Consider the following 16,759-nt stretch of genomic DNA (forward strand, 5'->3'; position numbering starts at 1 on the left):
TGTTCCGATCCTCCGACCGCCTTTTTACGTTTTGTTTACAAGTTGATCAAACTTTAGCGACATCTGCCCGCTATATTGAATACAGCATGGCTTCACCTAAATATAGGAAAAGGATTAATTTTTTTTGAGGAGGAATACAGTTGTCAATTCGCATTAAACTGCCTGACGGGTCCGTCAGAGAATTTGAGGAGGAAGCAAGTATTGAAGATGTTGCTGCTTCCATTAGCTGCGGTCTGGAACATGCGGTTGCAGGTAAATTAAACGGAAAGCTTGTAGATTTATCAACTCCGCTTCAGGACGGTGCACTCGTTGAAATTGTCACCCGGGACTCAGCAGAAGGACAGAAGATCGTGCGTGAAAAATCGCGGGGGAAAGGGCGTATTGTGGCACTTGACGCAGCACGGGGACTGGCGGTCATCGGGATGTATTTGCAGCACTTCGCCTTGAACGAAACGAACGGTTCGATCGTTTCCGGGAATACGACGCTTCTATTTGTGCTTTGCGGCGGAATCTCCTATTCGATCATGGCCGGGCGCATGATGGACAGAGGAATGGAGCCGGCCGCATTTCGGACGCGGATGCTTGCCCGCGCGGTATTTATCGATATGATAGGATATCTGCTCATCATGCTGAATACTCCGTTCGGGGTGATTTTGCCGGCTTATGCTGCACTTTTTGTGCTGGCATTGGTGCTGATTCGCCGTTCGACGCGTGTGCTCGTTACAACAGCAGCTGTTTTGCTTGCGGTGAGCCCGCCGCTGATGATTCTCGGAGGGAGCGTCCTGTCGGGAGCAAACTTGCTTGGCGATATTGCAGGCGGCCCGATGTCGGCGCTCGCACTTGCACCCGCTTTCGTCGCCGGTATGGCAATCGGGCGCTTTGATCTGACCAGGATGCGTACGGCACTTTCGCTAGTAAGCAGCGGCGCAGTCATGCTTATCGTCTCTAAGTTATTGGGCGTTTTCGTTCTTCCTTGGCTGAGCCGTTCCTTCGAAGAATGGCTCGTAAGTGTTCAAGGCACCGCCGGCGCCGAGCCGGATCAGTATGCAATCTGGCCGCACAACGTGGCACCGCCGCTTTGGCACAATCTTCTTTCGATAGCTCCGCACAGTGCGTCAACTTTCCAGACGATGCTGGGGCTTGGGGCTGCCTTTCTGGTTCTAGGAATGGTATGTCTCGTGCCGCAGAAGATTTCTGCAGTGCTAAAGCCGTTCGCGGGAGTCGGACGTGTAGCGTTGACGATGTATGCAGCTCAGTTTGTTGTCATATGGGCTCTTGAAATCTCGGGGGCCAAGTATGATATCGGGGCAATTCCATTCGGTGATCTGTTCGTCGCGGCCGTGGCGACGGTGACAGGGTGGCTGATTGCACGGCTTCCTACCGGTCCGCTCGAGACAGCGATGCGACGCTTTGACCGGGCATTCAGCAATTTGGGACCCGTCACGGGACCGGCGAGACTGAGATAGGCGGTCTTCAACATGTTGCCTGAAGGAACCGAGAGGCAGCTCCTTCAGGATTTTAGCCTGTCGAGAGGAATATGCAGTGGATGAGTTCATGCTGAACCAGAGTCCGAGGAAACTTGTAGAACCAAAAGTTCTACAGGCCTTTGTTTATCTATAAATGAAATCCAGCTAAGACCCCTCACCCTTGTATCGTCTTTTCTCTTATTACAATTTGAAAATATTAAGAAATGGGGATGTGTTTAAGAAATCGTGCACAAAGTGTTATCTGATGTCGGTTTTATCGCTTATGATGCTGCCAAAGGGAAGATTATGGCCTTCACGTATAAAGATCACAACAAGAACTTAACTGTTTTCGCTAACGATTTAACCAATGACGATCATCCGCAGCATCAATATCGGTTGCTGGCTAATTCGATTTTCAATGCCGCTCCCGGAAAAACTGACAATGCTCCATCATCAAAACGGTGAGAGGTTGGAAAGCTAAAGTTCAAACGGCTCGCAGGAGGCGTCTCGTCCAAGGCGTCGGAAGCAGAACTGAAGCATGTTATCGTTAGTAAAGAAATGTTCAGTCGCATCACGCATTAAATAGCAAGGCTCTAAAAACTGCCCTTGATCCGAAGGGCAGTTTTTTCTTGGTCTATGGCAGCATCGTCCTTTCTTCCAGTTAGAAAGCTTCCGATTGGCGGGCCTCTATGTTATAGCTATTGAAGGTCAGCATACTTGTGCAATAAAATGAAGAGCGGAGAATATGCAGTGGTTCGCATAAAAAATTTTACTTGCACGAACAGTTGACATTCGGTAGTCACAGTGATTTGATAAAGGAAATTCGAATACAGAAAGACGGGAGCTGAAACATTGAAGAAACTGGTGAAGGTCAGAGGAATTACATTGGGTGAAGGCCGGCCAAAAATCTGTGTGCCGCTTGTCGGAAAAAACCTTGCCCAATTAAAAGAAGAAGCGGCTTATTTTCAAACGCTTGATGCCGATATTGCGGAGTGGCGTGCTGATTTTTATGAAGATGTAGATGACGTTGATCAAGTCTGCGCGGCATTGGCGGAAATCCGCGGCTTTTTAAAGGACACTCCGCTCATTTTCACTTTCCGCAGCGCCGCCGAAGGCGGAGAAAAAGAGATCAGCACAGCGCGATATTTTTCTTTAAATGAAGCGGTTGTTAAAACAGGGCTTGCCGATGTGATTGATATCGAGCTGTTCAATGACGAAGAGCAAGTGAAAGCGCTGGTGGAAACAGCACATGGTCATGAAGTGTCCGTGATTATATCTAATCATGATTTTGAAAAGACACCAGCTGCAGAAGAAATTGTTTCCCGTTTGCGAAAAGCCCAGGAATTAGGGGCTGATCTGCCTAAAATCGCGGTGATGCCGGAAACCCCGGCTGATGTCTTGCGTCTGCTTGGAGCCACTTGCACGATGAATGAGAATTATGCAGACCGGCCGATTATTACGATGTCAATGGCCGGCAAAGGTATCATCAGCCGCTTGGCGGGCGAGGTATTCGGTTCAGCAATGACGTTCGGCGCAGCAAAGAAAGCTTCAGCACCGGGGCAGATCGCAGCTGGTGAGCTCAAGGAAATCCTTCATATATTGCATCGCAATTTATAACTTGATGATTGAGAGGAGCCCGGCTGACAGCCGGCTCCTTTGTCAGTTTTTTCGTAGTCCTAACGACTCATTTATCTTTCTTTTCGGAATCATTTTAACTTTCCCTTTTCATTCATAATGGGTTGTGATACGATAATCACGAATTTAATAGCTTTACTAGGGGTGCCCGAATGCGGGCTGAGAGAGAGACACGCGTTTCTTAACCCTTTGGACCTGATCTGGTTCGTACCAGCGTGGGGAAGTAAAAAGGATTCGAGAGAAGATGGGGAATGGGTATGGTCCGTCTGTCTTCTAGCGATTTTACTGACTGTAAAACCAGGTTCAACATATGAGCCTGGTTTTTTGTGCTGGTGCTGTTCCGGAGTTTCGTCCTGATCAATTTTTTAGAGGGGAAGGATTTTTACATGAAACAGGAGTCAGTACAGCAAACAAACATCTCGATCATGTCAAGTTTTTCAGGGAGCCGGAAAGTGTATGTCGAAGGGTCGCGTCCTGACATTCAAGTGCCGATGAGAGAAATTTCTTTAAGTCCGACGACGGGTTCGTTTGGCGACGAGGAAAATCAGCCTGTCCGCGTCTACGATACGAGCGGTCCCTATACGGACGCCAATGCGGACGTTGATATACTCAAGGGGCTGAAACCTTTGCGGGCGACTTGGATCAGGGAGCGCGGCGATACCGAGGAATATGAAGGCAGAGAAATAAGGCCGGAGGATAACGGCTACAAAAGCAAAGAGAAAGCGAGTCACAGCTATCCAGGATTGAAACGAAAACCGTTGCGCGCGAAAAAAGGGCAAAATGTCACGCAGCTGCATTACGCAAGAAAGGGGATCATTACGCCCGAAATGGAATTTATCGCGATCCGAGAGCACGTATCCCCCGAATTTGTTCGTGATGAAGTGGCAAGCGGACGGGCGATTATTCCGTCAAACATCAATCATCCGGAAAGCGAACCGATGATTATCGGCCGCAACTTCCACGTCAAAATCAATGCCAACATCGGCAATTCCGCTGTCACCTCTTCGATTGAAGAAGAAGTGGAAAAAATGACATGGGCGATCCGCTGGGGCGCTGATACGATGATGGACTTGTCCACAGGTAAAGATATTCATACAACGAGAGAATGGATCATCCGCAACTGTCCGGTGCCTGTGGGAACAGTCCCGATTTATCAGGCGCTTGAAAAAGTAAACGGCGTCGCGGAAGATCTTACTTGGGACATTTACCGCGATACATTGATCGAACAGGCTGAGCAAGGCGTTGATTATTTCACGATTCACGCCGGCGTCCTTCTCCGGTATGTGCCGTTAACAGCAAAGCGCGTCACCGGAATCGTATCCCGCGGCGGGGCGATCATGGCGCAGTGGTGTTTGGCTCATCATGAGGAAAGCTTTCTGTACACCCATTTTGAAGAGATATGCGAGATTATGAAAACATACGATATCGCATTTTCGCTCGGAGACGGTCTTCGTCCCGGCTCGATTGCCGATGCGAATGATGAGGCCCAATTTGCCGAATTGGAAACGCTCGGCGAGCTGACGGAAATCGCCTGGAAGCATGATGTTCAAGTAATGATCGAAGGACCGGGACACGTGCCGATGCATAAAATCAAAGAGAATGTCGACAAGCAGATGGAGATTTGCAAAGAGGCCCCGTTTTACACGCTCGGTCCGCTGACGACCGATATTGCACCGGGCTACGACCATATTACATCGGCGATCGGAGCGGCGATGATCGGCTGGCACGGAACGGCCATGCTTTGCTATGTGACGCCGAAGGAGCATTTGGGACTGCCGAACAAAGACGATGTCCGCGAAGGCGTCATAACATACAAAATCGCGGCCCATGCGGCTGATCTTGCGAAAGGGCACCCCGGCGCGCAAATCCGCGATGACGCGCTTTCAAAGGCGCGCTTTGAATTCCGCTGGCGGGATCAGTTCAACTTGTCGCTCGATCCGGAAAGAGCGCTTGAATACCATGATGAAACCCTTCCGGCGGAAGGCGCCAAAACGGCACACTTTTGTTCAATGTGCGGGCCAAAATTTTGCAGCATGAGGATTTCCCAGGATATTCGCGACTACGCCAAGGAAAACAACCTTGATGAAGAAAAGGCTATCCAAAAAGGATTGGAAGAGAAGGCGAAGGAATTTAAAAAAGCAGGCGGCAGCATTTACAGTTAAAAGCGGGCAATACAGCAGATGAAAGGGGAACCTTTCATCTGTTTTTTTATAATATAGGGTTGACAGGTCGGAATAATATGAATTAGTATGTTATTTAATATTTCGGAAAATTCCATCAGCGCTGATCGGTCAACCGAAGGCTCTTATCTCAATTGGGATAAGAGCTTTTTATTTTCAGTTTTAGAAAAGAAAGGAGAACAAGATGTCTTTATCAATTCGTGTGAATGAAAAAGCATTTGGAAAAGGCAGCTTTAAAACAAGCGTGCTCCAAGACGTGAAGCTTACGGTCGAAAACGGCGAATTTTTGACTGTCATCGGTCCGAGCGGGTGCGGAAAAAGTACGCTCTTAAAAATCGCTGCCGGTCTTGACGGGGATTATGAAGGACGAATCAGCATGAAAGGAAGAGAAATCAAGGGCCCGGGGATTCAGCAAGGCTTCATCTTTCAGGAGCATCGGCTTTTTCCATGGATGACGGTTGAGCAAAATATCGCCGCAGATTTAAGCCTGAAAGAACCAGCAGTGCAAAAAAAAGTCGATGAATTGATTGAAACGGTACGGCTGAAAGGTGCGGAGAAACAGTACCCGCGCGAGCTGTCCGGCGGAATGTCGCAGCGGGTCGCGATTGCCAGGGCTTTGCTCAGGGAGCCTGAGATTTTGCTGCTTGATGAACCCTTCGGTGCCTTGGACGCCTTTACGAGAAAGCATCTGCAGGATGTACTGACAGACATTTGGAGAGAAAAGAAGATGACGATGATCCTCGTGACGCACGATATTGACGAATCGGTGTATTTAGCCAACCGGATCGCAATTCTTACGGCAAAGCCGGGGAGAATCCACAAGCTGATTCCGGTCGATCTGCCTTTTCCGCGCAGCAGAACATCGCCCGTTTTTCAAACAATTAGACAAAAGGTGCTGAAAGAGTTCGAGACAACGGAAACATTCAGCTTTCAGGAAGGTTCAGGAATTTGAGCAGAAAGGAGCGGAAAAACGTGAAAAAATGGCCGTTGTATGTGCTGGGCTGCCTGTTGCTTCTTGCGGGCTGTTCAGCAGCCAAATCAAGTGAAGGGGGCGGAGATTTAAAAGAGATCAACATCGGAGTGCAGCAAAGCTTAAGCCCGTTGCTCCTTGCGAAAGAAAAAGGCTGGTTTGAAAAAGAGTTCGCAAAAGAAGGAATTAAAGTGAAATGGACAGAGTTTCAAAGCGGTCCGCCGCAGTTTGAAGGTCTTGCCGCGGATAAACTCGATTTTTCCCAAGTCGGAAATTCACCGGTGATCGCAGGGCAGGCGGCTGGCATTGATTTTAAAGAAATCGGCCTTTCTCAAGACGGTTTAAAGGCGAACGGCATTCTTGTGAAAAAAGGGAGCGGAATCGATGACATAAAAGATTTGAAAGGAAAGAAGGTGGCGGTGGCAAAAGGCAGCAGCGGGTTCGATTTCCTGTATAAAGTGATCGATAAAGCGGGTCTGAAGCCAACAGACGTCAACATCATTCAGCTTCAGCCTGACGAAGCCATGCCGGCATTTGACAGCGGAGCGATTGACGCCTGGTCGATTTGGGAGCCGTTTTTGTCTCTTAAAACGATCAAAAGTGACGCGGACATATTGGTTGACGGGGAACAAATCGACAAGTATTCCCCGGGTTTTACGCTTGTACGAAGCAAATTCGCCGAACAGCATCCGGATGAGGTGATTCGTTTTCTGAAGGTGTATGACAAGGCCGTGAAATGGCAGAAAACCCATAAGAAAGAAGCGGTTGAAGCGTACGCAAAAATTAAAAACCTCGACAAAGAGGTCGTTGAAAACGTGCTGAATAACACCGAACCGTTAAATGAGCCGATCACAGACCGCATCATTCAAACACAGCAGGAGACCGCCGATTTTCAATACAAATTAAAAGCGATTAACAAAGAGATTGATGTAAAAGAAGTGGTCGACAATTCATTTATAAAAATAGCGCTGAAAGAAGGAGATGACAAATGAGAGCTGTTTCATCAAGCACCCCCTCGATCCAGCCGAAAACAGGCGCAAAACTGAGACCGGCCGCTTTTCGGCTGGCATGGGGGAAGGGATTTGTATTACCCGTCATGTTGATTTTATTATGGCAGCTTGTCGGGTCATTGGAGCTCATATCAAAAACCGTGCTTCCGGCTCCTTTAGATATATTGCTTACATTTCGGGATTTTATCGTATCAGGAGAGCTTTTCACTCATTTAGGCATCAGCATTCAGCGCGCCGCGCTCGGCTTTTTCCTGGGGGCCGGGCTCGGGCTCCTGCTGGGGCTTGTAATCGGGTTTTCGAAAATTGCCGAGGATTACCTCGATCCTTCTCTGCAAATGCTGAGAACCGTTCCGCATCTCGCCGTCACGCCGCTGTTTATCTTATGGTTCGGTTTCGATGAGCTGTCAAAGGTGCTCTTGATCGCTCTTGGGGCTTTCTTCCCGGTATATATCAACACATTTTCAGGGATCAGGGGCGTCGATTCGAAACTGTTCGATGTGGCGAGGGTATTGGAGTTCCATTGGCTGAAGCAGGTGACAAAGCTCATTCTTCCTGCATCGCTCCCGAACATTCTCTTAGGCATCCGCCTGTCGCTCGGCGTATCGTGGCTGGGCCTTGTTGTTGCCGAGCTGATGGGATCAAGCGCTGGAGTCGGCTATATGATTATGGATGCCAGACAGTTTTCGCAAACCGATAAGGTGTTTGTCGGGATTTTGATTTTTGCCGCCGTCGGCAAGCTGACGGATTCATTCGTCAGAATTCTGGAAAAAAAGTGCCTTGGCTGGAGAAACAGCTATCAAGGAAACAAAAAGTAAAGGGGAGATCTTTTTGGACATTTTATGGTTTATTCCGACTCATGGCGACGGACGTTATCTTGGTACAAACACGGGAGGAAGAGCCGCAGATCACACCTACTTTCAGCAGGTGGCGCAGGCGGCTGACAGGCTTGGGTATACAGGGGTTCTTCTTCCGACGGGAAGATCGTGCGAAGACCCGTGGATTACCGCAGCCGCTCTGGCGTCAGTCACGAAAAATCTGAAGTTTTTGGTCGCTGTAAGACCCGGTTTGATGCAGCCGTCGGTTGCGGCGCGGATGGCTTCGACATTCGATCGTCTTGCAGAGGGCAGGCTTCTCATCAATGTGGTCGCCGGCGGTGATCCGTATGAATTAGCCGGCGACGGCCTGTTTATCAGCCATGATGAACGGTATGAAGCGACAAATGAGTTTCTCGACATATGGCGGTCGCTTTTAAAAGGCGAGACCGTCAGCTACTCAGGGAAACACCTGAAGACTGAAAACGGGCGCTTGCTTTTCCCGCCCGCCCAACAGCCTCATCCGCCAATCTATTTTGGCGGCTCGTCAAAGGCCGGGCAGGAGACTGCCGCCAAACACGCGGACGTCTATTTGACATGGGGAGAGCCGCCTCATCTCGTCAAAGAAAAAATCCAATCTGTCAAAAAGAAGGCTGAAAAAGAAGGGAGAACCGTCCGTTTTGGAATCAGGCTGCACGTGATCGTCAGGGAAACGGAAAAAGAGGCCTGGCAGGCGGCGGATAGACTGATCAGCCGCTTGGAGGATGAAACGATTGCCGCAGCCCAAAACGCGATGAAACGGATGGATTCATCAGGACAAAAGAGGATGGTTCAGCTTCACCAGGGAAACAGAAGCAATCTTGAGATCAGCCCGAATCTTTGGGCGGGGATCGGACTGGTCAGAGGCGGAGCGGGAACAGCGCTCGTCGGTGATCCGGAAACGGTAGCCAGCCGAATAAAAGAATACGCCGACATCGGCATTGAGTCCTTTATCTTCTCAGGTTATCCACATCTTGAAGAAGCGTACCATTTTGCAGAAAAGGTTTTTCCGCTCCTTCCGTTTCGAACGAAACTTCAAAGTAAAGCATCAGGCGAAGTCATCGGAAATGACCATTTTCCGTCGAGGCAAAAAGAAAAAACCGTTTAAATAAAAAAACTCCAGACATTCTGGAGTTTTTTATCTGTTTTTATAAAATGAAAACATATATGAAAGATGCTGAATAATGATCAGCATAAAGATGACGATAATCGGAAAAGACGGAATCCTGACTTGGAAAAACGGATAAAAGATCAATAAAAGCGCTGCGACCGGCATCGCCACATACAGCACGATATATGATGTTCTGCATGCTTTTGCGGTAATCATCTGCTCTCTTTCATCCTGCTCTTTAAATTCGTCGGGGACGAGCATAAAGCGCTGCTTGCGTGAACCGCTTTTTTTCTCCAAGTATGTGTAAATCGAAAGGACGAGCCCAAAGAGAAGGATGGGAATCAGATTAAACACAAAATGAAGCTCTGAATCGTTTGTTTTCAGGCTTTTGGCAATTTGTTCCGATGTGTGGAAAAAGGTTATAAACGTCCAGCATGCGAGTCCGAACAGAAGGATGTGAAAGAAAGTCCGTGTTATCATATTCATTCGTTTTTGTCCCCCTCTAGCCAAAATACGTCTTCCATTTTTAATTGAAATTCCTTGCAAATTTTCAAAGCCAAAAGAAGCGACGGTATGTAATTGCCTTTTTCAATGGCCGCAACCGTCTGCCTTGTAACCCCGATCGCCTTTGCAAGGGCTTCCTGTGAATACCCGTATCTTGCTCTCAATTCTCTTACCCTGTTGTTCATCCTACCACCTGCAATTCTTCGTTTATATAGTATATTTGACATATTGTTAAATAGATTTGACATAATGTTAACTTGTTTTTACAATGTAATCAATATCTTTTGATCTAGGATCGGCAGGTTTGTAACGGCAACATTTAAATTTATACATAAAAATAACAGAAATGGAATAGATAAAATAGAATCATCTCGTTTTTTTAAAAAAAGGACTTTGAGGGTATTTTGGCTTCTGGATTCCGGGAGAAGAAAGGGCTTATTATCCAGTTCTTTTTTCTCGAACTCCTTGTATGGCGCGAGATTTATAAAGAGAAAAAATAAGAGAAAAAGAAGGAGGGAAAATAAGACAAATAGATTATACAGGCTTCGTAAAATGGAAACGGGGCTTAAATTTTCTCATTCAAGCCGAAAAGGGTGGGACATTAGATTGAAAAACCAAGAGATCCTTAAATAAATAGTTGGAACGTAGTGTTTATGAAATAGGAAATTTCATAGATTTCAGTATGATTTTGGATATGTTACTCTTTGGTTACTTGATAGAAAGGAGGGGGAAAAATGACATACGCAGCACCTCAGGTTGACTATTCTGTCAATCCGTCGATCGAAGATCAGGCTTGGTTCTTGGTGTTTGTTGCAGTGCTTTTGGCACTTGGAGCAACTGTTGTTCTTGGCGCCGCTGTATGGTGTGTGGCTAACGGAAACGGCAGCTTCACGGGATCCGTCAAATGGGTCAGCGGTTTGCAGGTCAGCATCGAATGTAGGAAATAGCCATACTTAAGTATCTGTTCACAACAACAAGACATATTTGATGAGGCTTAACCGTCTGTGGGGGGCGGTTAAGCTTTTCCTGACATTAATCATACCCTGGAGGCATTATGTTTATAATAGATCATCTGTCTAAAACATATAAAAACAATGTGACTGCCGTTAGCGGGTTTCATATAAAAATCGAAAAAAACCAGATCGTCGCGATAGCGGGTCCGAACGGTTCAGGGAAGACGACGATCATTAACTCCATTTTAGGAATCATCACGCCTACCGAAGGAACCATTCTGTTGGATGACCTGCCGAACACGACGGCGGAATTCAAGCAGAAATTCGCCTACGTTCCCGATGAACTCCTTTTGCCGGACGCCCTTTCAGCCGCAGAATATTTGGATTTTGTATCTTCTATGTATCATTGTACATCAAATGAAAAACGGAAACAATTAATCGAGCTTTTCGATATGAAAGAGGCTTTGCAGGAGCCGATTGAAACGTACTCGCACGGAATGAAAAAAAAGACGCAGCTGATCGCCGCTTTTATGCTGGAGAGCGAATTTGTCATTATGGATGAGCCGTTTCGCGGGCTCGATATAGAAGCGGTCATCAATACGAAAAAGCTGATGAAGCGCTATGCGGCCACGCAAGGGTCGATACTGCTGGCCACCCATGACATGCTTTCTGCGGAAGAACTGTGCGATAAGATAGCAATTCTATCAAAAGGCGTCAAAATGGATGAAGGAAAAGTGAAAGAATTGAAGGCTAAATATAACAGCGATTCACTTGAAGAAGTATTCTTAAAAGCTTCGATGCTGAGTGATAGGGGTGCTCATTTTGATCAAATCATTCGAAATTTCTAAAATGATGCTGAAAATGTGGCAGAAGGAAATGGGCAAGCTCTTTAATACCGGTACAAAAAAAGCGATCGCCGTGCTTTTTTTGCTTTTGGCGGTAACGATGGGAAGCATCATCGGCTACAGTTTTACAGGCATGTTTTTAAGCGCGTTTCTGAACGGCGAAGTTCGTTCTCTCGGATTGTTCGTGATTTCCATGTTTATGAACGCGTCGATTTTTACATTTGTTTTCTTCATTTTATTTAAAGTAAGGACGCCAGAGCAGCACAGCTTTTCCATGCAGCTCAGCTGGTTTCCGCTGACGGCCTTCCAGAGAAGCCTCGGATATTTCATCCCGTTTGCCGGAGCGGTTTCATTTCTTGTCCTGTTTATGATTTTCATTCTGCTGATTCCGAACTTTGTCGCCAGCGGTGTTGGGTTTTGGTTTGCTTTTGCGTTTTTTGCACTTCTTTTTGTACAGATCATCTTTTTCTTTTCGCTTCTCAATCTTGTCTATAACTTGGTGTATATGTTGATTTTAAAATTCGGCTTTCCGCTGCAAAAGTTTTTTTCAATGTTTGTCCTTGTCGTGTTAGCCGTGTTTTACGGAATCACATCATTCGATCTTGGAAACATTCAGAACGCTTATTCGTCTTTTGATTATCATTTGACATATTTTGCAGCGCCGCTGTTTCTCATGCTGAACGGTCAGGCGTCGGATGCCGGCGTCATTCCGATTGTGCTGATCTTGACAGCAGCAGTCACGGCCTCTTTTATGTCGCTGAATGTTGTGCCGATCCTCACTGAAAAAAAATCATCTAAACTGTTTTCATTTATTAAAATCCCGTCATCAAAGCCGCTGTCTTTGGCGGTGAAAGAAATAAAGTCTCAAGCCCGAAATGAAGAAAATATTTTAAACTTCATTTTTTTGCTTTTGGCTCTATGCTTTTTGAAATACAAGTTTCAGTTTGGATTTACCGGTGAGAGCTATTTGGTTCTGGGAGGCGTGACAGGTATCATCGCCTTCAATTCATTTGGCAACGATCTGCGGATGATGCAGATGTATAAGGCGCTTCATTTAAAAACGGCAACGGTACTGTGGTCAAAATATCTCGGGCTCTGTATGCTCGGCCTCATTCAGCTCTTTTTGTTTTCCGTGCTGACGTGGACTTTCCCGGAGAGCTTTCCGGTCTTTTTAAAGACGGTTGCTGTGATCTTAAACTCGATTGCGATGTTCTATTTAGCGGGCATTATTTTTCCGCTTGACCGAAACAACCCTTATATGGGGATCTTCTCTTTCGGAATGCTCCTGCTCTTTTTGATTCCGCTGTTTTTCATCGTGAATTATGCGGTTGATAACGTCACGGGCGAAGCGCTGCTGTTTTTCATACCGTGCCTTGAATTACTGCTGATCCTGCTTTTATACGGAGGGTTTAAATGGAGGTACCATTATGATCATTAATATGTTGAACTCGCTGGCCGGAATCAAAAAAATTCCCTATTTCCCAGAGCATGTGACACTGAATCGGAAGCATATTTCAGATCATGATCTTGATGCTGATTTTCCCATTAATCCGACTGCTTATCAAATGCTGAAGGAAGTCGACGGGAAAAAAGACGAGCTGGAGATTGCCGAAGCTCTCAAAGGTGTGTTTAATGTCAGGGAAGAGGTGCTGCAGAAAGATTTGCACGAATTGCTGACAGGGCTCAACCGCCGTTATTTGATCAATTGGAGGTACGGAGAGGGCCCGTCTTTTGCGGGAGTGCTTTATCAATTCTTCAGCCAGTATCATATCCGCTACAAGGAGAGGTTTTCAAGCCATTCTGATTCGTTTCTGCTGTTGTACATAAAGTTTCTGCAAGTGATTTCTAAGAAAATCATCGTGTTCTGGCTCGTCTTTTTGATGTTGTCGCTTGCAGCGTACACCGTTGTTCCGGATGGATCGATCGTCGGCATCGCGGCTTATTTTTCCGTCGTCTATTTCGGGTTGATTACCGGAACGGCGCTTCATGAAGTGGTGCACGGCATCGCGCACCGGAAAGCTGCCGGCAGGAACGGCCCGCAGGGGTTTTTAGCGGCTGATATGATGTCAGTCAAATTTGTCCGCCCTGTCATGTCGCTGCATGATAAAAGGTCGATTTGGATTACGGCGTTGGGACCGCTTGTTCCAGGTGTGCTCGGAATAGCCGGCGTGCTGTTTACGGTCTTTTTTCTTAAGGAAAACGCGGTTTCCGTCGGAGTGCTGCTGTTCTTTTCCACCTATGCTTTGCATATGATGTATCTGCTTCCGTTTATGGGTGACGGAAAGTCGATTATGAAACAGCTGATGATCAGAGGAATTGGAGGTAAATCATCATGAATACAAACTCTTTAAAGCAGGGACTAATCTTTGCCAGTTTCTCAAGCTTTCTCGCATTTCCGATGCTTGCGGCTGCGCTTTTGTTTTATCACCTTTTTTCAAATCAAACGAGCAATGATATCTTGTTTAACAGTTTGTCGTTTGTCATGGAGAGCGAATCGGCTTTTTCATTCCAGGTGAAGCCAAACTTTTTCTTCATTATGATCGGGCTGTTTATCGGCATTTTTATTATAACGGCTGCGATTTCATCAATTTATCAGAAAAAAAAGGGTGAATCTTAAAAGAGCTTGCTTCCCTGAGGCAGGCTTTTTTTATTTGCATCGGCAGTCAGGTTGTGGTAAATTTAAATCGTAATCATTACGCTTTGGAATAAAGGAGGATACTCAGAGTGGCCAAGAAATCAAAAATTGCTAAAGAAAAAAAGCGCCAAAAGCTTGTTGAACAATATGCAGAACTCAGAAAAGAACTAAAAGAAAAAGGCGATTACAGAGCTTTGAGCAAGCTTCCGCGCGACTCGGCGCCAGCAAGGCTGCATAACCGCTGCGAAGTGACCGGAAGGCCGAGAGGATATATGAGAAAGTTTAAAATGTCGCGGATCGCGTTCAGAGAATTAGCATATAAAGGTCAGATTCCAGGTGTGAAGAAATCCAGCTGGTAATCTGTCAATGTCCGGAAAAAAGCTGCCGATGTTAAATCGGCGTTTTTTTTTCGACAAATTTTTAATATACCCTTGACGAAATTTTAATAAACGTGTAACATAATAAAAGTCAAAACGATGATGTTGTTTTTAGTGATCATATGCGGGTGTAGTTTAGTGGTAAAACCTCAGCCTTCCAAGCTGATGTCGTGGGTTCGATTCCCATCACCCGCTCCATACATACTGTTTATAACGCAGTGTTTCGTTTCTCAGATTAAACGAAGCATTGCGTTTTTTCATGTATGAAATCATCATAAAAAACCTGCTCTTTTCAAGAACAGGTTTTTACGGAAAGACGGCTGAAATGTGCCTGCCGCCGTGAATTTGTTCAAACATTTTTGTCAAAGAATCGAGCAGCCGGCTGGCTTCTTCTTTAGATAATGACGGCCTGAAAAAGACGAGCTGCAAGGCATCTTTTGTGTCCGCTCCTGCATGATGAAGACTGAGGTTTTCGGTGATCGTGCCGAATGCTCCCGCATCATCGGAGAACGTGATGATCTCGTCCGGGCCGCCGGGTTCGATTTTGATCGGACCCTTCAAATTCCGGGCGTCATATATATGAACCGGAATCAAATATTTGAGAGAGAAAAAACGGCTCAGATCAACCGCCGAATTTTTCGGCTCGACAAAGCGCTGCTCTTTGATGTCTTCCAGCATCCGTTCGAGTCCGCTTTCCCGGCCTGAAAAAGACGGATTCAGCTCCCTGAAGGCATCATGCCATTCTTTTACGGCCGATTCATCTTCGATACTGCGGTCGGCATAGTCAAAAAACAGCGATTCCTGAAAAAGGCGGAGCCGGCCTTTAAGCATTTGCGGGGAGCCGTTGATCTCAATACCTTGATATAACACAGCGCCAACCTTAAATGAAGGAATGCGGTTTAAAATAGCAGGCGCAATTTGCAAACGAAGTTCCAATTTTAATTCAACTCCCGTGTCATGGTACACTCTATTATACAGAGAGCGAAAACGAAAACAAAGAAAGGAGGCTCTGCGCGATGGATGTGAAAAAACTGAAACAGGATGTCATCGAATTCGCACAGCAAATCGGCATTGATAAAATCCGGTTCGCCAGTGCAGATACATTTGAAACATTAAAAGAACGATTGATTGAGAACCGGGCCCTTGGCTATGAATCAGGCTTTGAAGAACCCGATCTTGAAAAACGGACGAACCCGGATCTGCTTTTGCCGAAGGCGAAGTCGATTATCGCCATCGCCCTTGCATACCCCTCAAAAATGAAAGACGCGCCGAGAAGCAAGAAAGGCGAACGAAGGGGCATCTTTTGCAGAGCTTCCTGGGGAAAGGATTATCATCATGTCCTGCGCGAAAAGCTTGATCAGCTTGAAGAATTTTTGAAAGCACAGCGAAGCGATGTCAGAACGAAGTCGATGGTGGACACCGGTGAGCTTTCAGACAGAGCTGTCGCAGAGCGTGCGGGCATCGGCTGGAGCGGAAAGAACTGCATGATCATTACGCCTGAATTCGGATCTTACGTTTACTTGGCGGAAATGATTACGAATATTCCCTTTGAGCCTGATGAGAGGATCGAAGACCAATGCGGCTCATGCAACAAGTGCATCGAGGCATGCCCGACCGGCGCGCTCGTCAAGCCTGGGCAGCTCAACTCCCAGCGCTGCATCGCTTTTCAGACGCAGACAAAGGGTTTTCTGCCTGACGAGTTCCGTACGAAAATCGGAAACAGGATCTACGGCTGTGATACGTGCCAGATGGTATGCCCGAAAAATAAAGGGGTCGATTTTCATCTGCATCCTGAAATGGAGCCGGACCCTGAGATTGCCAAGCCGCTTTTAAAGCCGCTTCTGACGATGTCGAATCGCGAATTCAAAGAAAAGTTCGGCCACGTGGCCGGCTCATGGAGAGGCAAAAAGCCGATTCAGAGAAATGCGATTATCGCACTTGCCCATTTTAAAGAAACGGACGCTCTCCCTGAACTGATTGAGCTGATGCACAAAGATCCGCGGCCGGTCATCAGGGGAACCGCCGCATGGGCTGTCGGAAAGATCGGCGGAGCGGATGTGATGAGTGAATTGGAGCGCGCGCTCGCGCACGAGCAGGATGAAGACGCAAAAGCTGAAATTCAAAAAGGCATCGGCCTGTTAAAAGAAACGAGTGCGACTAATTGAGGGCTGTCCTGACATATGTTTAATGATGAGAAACGAATTAACAAACATATGGTGGTG

The 16,759-nt window shown here is 46.7% G+C and carries 18 protein-coding genes, 1 tRNA gene and 1 riboswitch; of the genes, 16 read left to right on the forward strand and 3 right to left on the reverse strand.

Annotation, left to right across the window (positions count from 1 at the left end; translation table 11 throughout):
- The first annotated feature begins 140 nt into the window (after positions 1-140).
- From H7F26_RS11180 to ssuD, 8 genes are all read left to right on the forward strand, one after another.
- Positions 141-1,466 (forward strand): TGS domain-containing protein, encoded by a 1,326-nt coding sequence (locus H7F26_RS11180; protein WP_009329004.1) that lies wholly within the window; start codon positions 141-143, stop codon positions 1,464-1,466.
- A 246-nt stretch (positions 1,467-1,712) separates the two neighbouring features.
- Positions 1,713-1,931: a hypothetical protein gene (locus tag H7F26_RS11185; RefSeq protein WP_003179982.1), complete on the forward strand. Its 219-nt coding sequence runs from the start codon at positions 1,713-1,715 to the stop codon at positions 1,929-1,931.
- A gap of 387 nt (positions 1,932-2,318) precedes the next feature.
- Positions 2,319-3,083, forward strand: a complete 765-nt coding sequence (aroD, locus tag H7F26_RS11190; RefSeq protein ID WP_017474998.1) for a type I 3-dehydroquinate dehydratase — start codon at positions 2,319-2,321, stop codon at positions 3,081-3,083.
- Positions 3,084-3,231: 148 nt separating this feature from the next.
- Positions 3,232-3,340, forward strand: a riboswitch (TPP riboswitch).
- 147 nt (positions 3,341-3,487) lie between these two features.
- Positions 3,488-5,263 carry a phosphomethylpyrimidine synthase ThiC gene (thiC, locus tag H7F26_RS11195; protein WP_017474999.1) on the forward strand — a complete coding sequence of 592 codons (1,776 nt, stop codon included), beginning with the start codon at positions 3,488-3,490 and terminating at the stop codon, positions 5,261-5,263.
- 202 nt (positions 5,264-5,465) lie between these two features.
- Positions 5,466-6,233, forward strand: coding sequence for an ABC transporter ATP-binding protein (locus H7F26_RS11200; RefSeq protein ID WP_124932226.1), 768 nt, complete (start codon positions 5,466-5,468; stop codon positions 6,231-6,233).
- Positions 6,234-6,253: 20 nt separating this feature from the next.
- Positions 6,254-7,243, forward strand: a complete 990-nt coding sequence (locus H7F26_RS11205; RefSeq protein ID WP_035334153.1) for an aliphatic sulfonate ABC transporter substrate-binding protein — start codon at positions 6,254-6,256, stop codon at positions 7,241-7,243.
- Positions 7,240-8,076: an ABC transporter permease gene (locus tag H7F26_RS11210; RefSeq protein WP_017475002.1), complete on the forward strand. Its 837-nt coding sequence runs from the start codon at positions 7,240-7,242 to the stop codon at positions 8,074-8,076. The genes H7F26_RS11205 and H7F26_RS11210 overlap by 4 nt, the downstream gene beginning before the upstream one ends.
- Before the next feature lie 13 nt (positions 8,077-8,089).
- Positions 8,090-9,220, forward strand: a complete 1,131-nt coding sequence (gene ssuD / locus H7F26_RS11215) for an FMNH2-dependent alkanesulfonate monooxygenase (RefSeq protein WP_003179995.1) — start codon at positions 8,090-8,092, stop codon at positions 9,218-9,220.
- A gap of 30 nt (positions 9,221-9,250) precedes the next feature.
- Here the strand turns inward: ssuD and H7F26_RS11220 are convergent, their stop codons facing one another.
- Together H7F26_RS11220 and H7F26_RS11225 are read right to left on the reverse strand one after the other, a co-directional pair.
- Positions 9,251-9,709 carry a hypothetical protein gene (locus H7F26_RS11220; protein ID WP_003179997.1) on the reverse strand — a complete coding sequence of 153 codons (459 nt, stop codon included), beginning with the start codon at positions 9,707-9,709 and terminating at the stop codon, positions 9,251-9,253.
- Positions 9,706-9,912, reverse strand: coding sequence for a helix-turn-helix transcriptional regulator (locus H7F26_RS11225; protein WP_003179999.1), 207 nt, complete (start codon positions 9,910-9,912; stop codon positions 9,706-9,708). Before H7F26_RS11225 ends, H7F26_RS11220 begins: the two co-directional genes overlap by 4 nt.
- A 549-nt stretch (positions 9,913-10,461) precedes the next feature.
- Between H7F26_RS11225 and H7F26_RS11230 the strand changes: the two genes are divergently transcribed.
- From H7F26_RS11230 to H7F26_RS11260, 7 genes are all read left to right on the forward strand, one after another.
- A complete protein-coding gene (locus H7F26_RS11230; RefSeq protein ID WP_003180000.1) occupies positions 10,462-10,674 on the forward strand; it encodes a hypothetical protein in 213 nt (70 codons plus the stop codon).
- Positions 10,675-10,781: 107 nt separating this feature from the next.
- Positions 10,782-11,528 (forward strand): ABC transporter ATP-binding protein, encoded by a 747-nt coding sequence (locus tag H7F26_RS11235; protein WP_003180002.1) that lies wholly within the window; start codon positions 10,782-10,784, stop codon positions 11,526-11,528.
- A complete protein-coding gene (locus H7F26_RS11240; protein ID WP_011201596.1) occupies positions 11,494-12,963 on the forward strand; it encodes a hypothetical protein in 1,470 nt (489 codons plus the stop codon). Before H7F26_RS11235 ends, H7F26_RS11240 begins: the two co-directional genes overlap by 35 nt.
- On the forward strand, positions 12,953-13,861 hold the full coding sequence (locus tag H7F26_RS11245) for a PqqD family protein (protein WP_026699457.1): 909 nt from the start codon (positions 12,953-12,955) through the stop codon (positions 13,859-13,861). Before H7F26_RS11240 ends, H7F26_RS11245 begins: the two co-directional genes overlap by 11 nt.
- A complete protein-coding gene (locus H7F26_RS11250; RefSeq protein ID WP_011197680.1) occupies positions 13,858-14,142 on the forward strand; it encodes a hypothetical protein in 285 nt (94 codons plus the stop codon). The genes H7F26_RS11245 and H7F26_RS11250 overlap by 4 nt, the downstream gene beginning before the upstream one ends.
- A gap of 107 nt (positions 14,143-14,249) precedes the next feature.
- Positions 14,250-14,519 (forward strand): 30S ribosomal protein S14, encoded by a 270-nt coding sequence (rpsN, locus tag H7F26_RS11255; protein ID WP_003180010.1) that lies wholly within the window; start codon positions 14,250-14,252, stop codon positions 14,517-14,519.
- Positions 14,520-14,661: 142 nt separating this feature from the next.
- Positions 14,662-14,735: transfer RNA gene (locus H7F26_RS11260), tRNA-Gly, on the forward strand.
- Between the two features lie 108 nt (positions 14,736-14,843).
- Here H7F26_RS11260 and H7F26_RS11265 read toward each other — a convergent pair.
- A complete protein-coding gene (locus H7F26_RS11265) occupies positions 14,844-15,473 on the reverse strand; it encodes a hypothetical protein (RefSeq protein ID WP_009328997.1) in 630 nt (209 codons plus the stop codon).
- 80 nt (positions 15,474-15,553) lie between these two features.
- Here H7F26_RS11265 and queG point away from each other — a divergent pair, with 80 nt between their 5' ends.
- Positions 15,554-16,702: a tRNA epoxyqueuosine(34) reductase QueG gene (gene queG / locus H7F26_RS11270; protein ID WP_003180014.1), complete on the forward strand. Its 1,149-nt coding sequence runs from the start codon at positions 15,554-15,556 to the stop codon at positions 16,700-16,702.
- Positions 16,703-16,759: the final 57 nt, after the last annotated feature.

The sequence above is a fragment of the Bacillus sp. PAMC28748 genome (assembly GCF_014250415.1).
GTDB classification, from domain to species: Bacteria; Bacillota; Bacilli; order Bacillales; family Bacillaceae; genus Bacillus; species Bacillus licheniformis.

What these genes read in the sequence shown, in the direction of transcription:
- thiC (WP_017474999.1), top strand. Translation starts at nt 3,488, where the DNA reads ATGAAACAGGAGTCAGTACAGCAAACAAACATCTCGATCATGTCAAGT.
- H7F26_RS11200 (WP_124932226.1), top strand. Translation starts at nt 5,466, where the DNA reads ATGTCTTTATCAATTCGTGTGAATGAAAAAGCATTTGGAAAAGGCAGC.
- H7F26_RS11210 (WP_017475002.1), top strand. Translation starts at nt 7,240, where the DNA reads ATGAGAGCTGTTTCATCAAGCACCCCCTCGATCCAGCCGAAAACAGGC.
- H7F26_RS11220 (WP_003179997.1), bottom strand. Translation starts at nt 9,709, where the DNA reads ATGAATATGATAACACGGACTTTCTTTCACATCCTTCTGTTCGGACTC.
- H7F26_RS11225 (WP_003179999.1), bottom strand. Translation starts at nt 9,912, where the DNA reads ATGAACAACAGGGTAAGAGAATTGAGAGCAAGATACGGGTATTCACAG.
- H7F26_RS11230 (WP_003180000.1), top strand. Translation starts at nt 10,462, where the DNA reads ATGACATACGCAGCACCTCAGGTTGACTATTCTGTCAATCCGTCGATC.
- H7F26_RS11235 (WP_003180002.1), top strand. Translation starts at nt 10,782, where the DNA reads ATGTTTATAATAGATCATCTGTCTAAAACATATAAAAACAATGTGACT.
- H7F26_RS11245 (WP_026699457.1), top strand. Translation starts at nt 12,953, where the DNA reads ATGATCATTAATATGTTGAACTCGCTGGCCGGAATCAAAAAAATTCCC.
- H7F26_RS11250 (WP_011197680.1), top strand. Translation starts at nt 13,858, where the DNA reads ATGAATACAAACTCTTTAAAGCAGGGACTAATCTTTGCCAGTTTCTCA.
- queG (WP_003180014.1), top strand. Translation starts at nt 15,554, where the DNA reads ATGGATGTGAAAAAACTGAAACAGGATGTCATCGAATTCGCACAGCAA.